3 protein-coding genes are annotated in these 3,442 nt (G+C 30.4%); all 3 read left to right on the forward strand.

Annotated features, from left to right (window positions below; translation table 11 throughout):
- On the forward strand, nucleotides 1-758 hold a 758-nt coding region (locus EA412_00190; GenBank protein ID TVR84701.1), incomplete at its 5' end, for a T9SS C-terminal target domain-containing protein.
- Between the two features lie 373 nt (nucleotides 759-1,131).
- Complete coding sequence (locus tag EA412_00195) at nucleotides 1,132-2,586, forward strand: IS21 family transposase (protein ID TVR84702.1); 1,455 nt, start codon at nucleotides 1,132-1,134, stop codon at nucleotides 2,584-2,586.
- A 1-nt stretch (nucleotide 2,587) separates the two neighbouring features.
- A complete protein-coding gene (locus tag EA412_00200; GenBank protein ID TVR84703.1) occupies nucleotides 2,588-3,322 on the forward strand; it encodes an AAA family ATPase in 735 nt (244 codons plus the stop codon).
- Nucleotides 3,323-3,442 lie beyond the last annotated feature (120 nt).

Here is a 3,442-nt window from a genome sequence, read left to right on the forward strand (position 1 = left end):
ATGAAAATTATTCTACTGTTTTACATTTATTTGTAAATAATGCTCAAAACTTTGCCGCAGAAGTTATCATACACGAAGAAAATGATAAAATCTATTTTTATGAAAACAATGAATTTAAGTTATTATTTGACTATAGCATAAGCATAGGGGATACTTTGGAATATTTCCTGCCATCGAATGCTCATTTTTTTGAAGTTGGTTGCGGAGGACTTCCGAGTCAACCCGACACAATTTATTATGCCTTAATAATAGACATAGATACACTTCAGATTGCTGATAATGAACTTTTAGAATTTCATACCGAAACTGTTGTACCGGAAGAGTACGACCACCATTCATATTCACTATGGGATTTGGGAGTTTTTACTAAATATTTAGGTTCAAATCGCGGCTTGTTTGGAATGTCTGTAAATCAATGTTTGGCAGGATATTTGGGTTTTTTAAGATGTTATGAGGATAATACCATCAGCTATTTATTACATGAGCCTTGTGATTTTTCAACAACAAATATTTCCGAAACCAAAAATTGTAAGGAAGTTCGAATATATCCAAACCCTCTTAAAGATATTTTAAACATTACAATTTCCGAAGGAGAAAAAATCAATTTTCAACTTTTTAATATTAATGGGAAAACAATTTTAGATAAAAACTTGCATAAAACTTCTCAGATATTTATAAATCAATTAAAACCCGGCTTATATTTTTATAGTATTACTGTAAACGAAGAAAGAAAAACAGGTAAATTAATTAAGGAATAGTAATTATTCAGTTTGTTTGTATGAAATTGATTTAAGAAGCTTTATTAATAGGAAAATTGAGTTGCATAGTGGATTATTTTCATAAACTAATTATCAGGTTTTGATACTTTGAGAAACTTCGTGATTTAACTTTGAGAAACATTGTGTAACTAAAAAAAGTAGCTCCATTACTAAGTTCTGCACAAAGTCACACTATATTTTGAGATGTTGTTAATATTCATTAAAACTATACCACCAATATTCATCAAAAGTATACCATTAAACCAGAGCTTCATTTATGTAGTGAAGCGTAGCGAAACGGAATAAATGAAGCTCTGGTTTACACTAAATTATTGTTAAACCGTCTTAGAATAATTAGCAAAACTAAGACACAATGCATGGTATAGAGATGAAAATTACAGTGAAAACATTATTGGATAAGGGCTTTAGTCAGCGAGCCATATCTAGAGAATTAGGGATAAGCAGAGTAACTGTGAAAAAGTATTTAGAAGAAATAAATACTACAGGTATCAAGGTTCCAAAAATAGAAAAGGGGAAAAAGCTTGACAAGTACAAAGAATCAATAGAAGAATGGTTTCAGCAGGGGTTAACTGGTATTTTAATACAAGAAAAGTTGCTTAAAGAAAAGTCTTTTAAAGTTAGTTATGCCAGTGTTTCAAGATTCTTACAACAATTTAAAGACCCTGAGGTTTATATTCCTCTAATAGCTAAGCCTGGAGAGGAAGGACAGGTTGATTTTGGCTATTTGGGTAAGTTTATAAAGGATGGAAAGACTGTTAAGGTTTGGTGCTTTTCTATTGTTTTATCACATAGTAGATACAGTTACCATTGCCTTGTTACAAATCAAAATGTGGAAAGCTTTATCAGGTGCCACATAAAATCATTTGAGTATTTTGGTGCAGTTCCCGATACTGTAAAAATAGATAATTTAAAAGCAGGGGTTATTACTCCTAATTTTTATGAGCCTACAATACAAGTACAATATGCAGATTTTTTAAATCATTATAATTGTGCTCCTATTACTGCAAGAATCAGGCGTGGACAAGATAAAGGGAAAGCTGAATCAGGGGTTAAATATGTAAAAAACAACTTTCTAAAAAGAGTAGAACATAAAGATTACTATCAGTTAGAAAAAGACCTTTTGGATTGGACTACAAACATTTGCAATAAACGACTGCATGGCACAACAAAGAGAGTTCCTGAAGATGTGTATTTTACATCAGAAAAAAAGCAGATGCAGCCTTTGCCTGAAAAACGCTATGAACTATTTACAATAGAACATCGCAAGGTAAACACATATGGACACATAAGCTATAAAAATAATTTTTATTCGGTGCCATATACTTTTATTGGTAAAAAACTAATAATTAAATCTAATGGTACTCTATTAAAGATTTATGATGATGCCAAAGAAATAGCCCTTCACCATGTATGCAATAATCAAGGAAAGTTTATTACTATAGATGATCATGCACCACTTCAAAAACAAAAAAAGACAGAAGATATGTACAGGGAAAAAATATCTGAACTTGGGAGTGATGCTAATATGTTTTTTGAAAAAGTAAAACAAGAAAAACCAAAAACGTGGATACAGATTATAAGGGGAGTATTGTCATTAAAAAAGAACTATGAATACAAAACAATAAATAATGCTTGTAAGAGAGCTATAGAGTTCCAGATATATGAATACTCAACTGTTAAAAATATTTGCAAAAATGGACTCTATGATAAAAATAAAGAAAACCTATCAGTAAAAAATGCCGGTGGGCATCATGGAGAATTAAGAAAATATGACGAATTATTTAATAACCAAATAAATGAAAATTGATATGGAAAAATTAAAAACAAAACTCAGACAATTAAAACTTGCAGGAATGGTAAAATCAATTGAAAGCAGAAATAAGTATGCAGTTGAAAATAACATGTCTTATATTGACTTTATTGAACTTTTAATAGAAGATGAATACGTAAATAGAAAAGCAAATTCATTTGGAAAAAGACTCAATAAATCAAAAATAAATACCCAGAAAGGTATAGACGACTTCGATTTTAATTACCAACCTAAGTTAAACAAAAAACAAATTATGGAAATTGCATCATGCAGGTTTATAAACCAAAACAAGAATATTGTGTTTATGGGAAAACCCGGAGTTGGTAAAACTCATCTTGCAAATGCTGTAGGAATCGAAGCCCTTAAGCAAGGATATAAAGTATTGTTCTTACATATCAACGATTTAATTGAAAAACTTAATGCTGCTCGAGCTGATGGTTCAATAAGGCAATTGATGAACAATATTGTAGGAGCTGACTTGCTAATACTTGATGAATTAGGTTTTAAAAAAATACCATCCGAATTTACTGATGGAGTTTTTGAAGTAATAAGAAAAAGATATGAAACCGGATCTATTATAATTACATCAAATAGAAACTTTGAAGACTGGGGTAATATTTTTGGCGATATCGTGATGGCTTCTGCTATTATAGACAGAATTGTTCATCATGCTGAAATAATAAAAATTGATGGGGATAGTTATAGAACAAAAAATTATGTTAATTCTAACTAATTTTTTTTATTTTTGCTGGTATACTTTTAGTGAATAAAAGTGGCTCTTTTTCCTGAATATTAACAAACCAAACACACTACCACTTGTCCCGCTAACCGGTGCACTGCTTGTACTGAGTTT

The organism is Chitinophagaceae bacterium (assembly GCA_007695095.1).
Lineage (GTDB): Bacteria > Bacteroidota > Bacteroidia > Chitinophagales > REEL01 > REEL01.

Bases quoted from the DNA above. Each gene is read 5' to 3' on its own strand.
- EA412_00195 (TVR84702.1), top strand. From the start codon at position 1,132: ATGCATGGTATAGAGATGAAAATTACAGTGAAAACATTATTGGATAAG.
- EA412_00200 (TVR84703.1), top strand. From the start codon at position 2,588: ATGGAAAAATTAAAAACAAAACTCAGACAATTAAAACTTGCAGGAATG.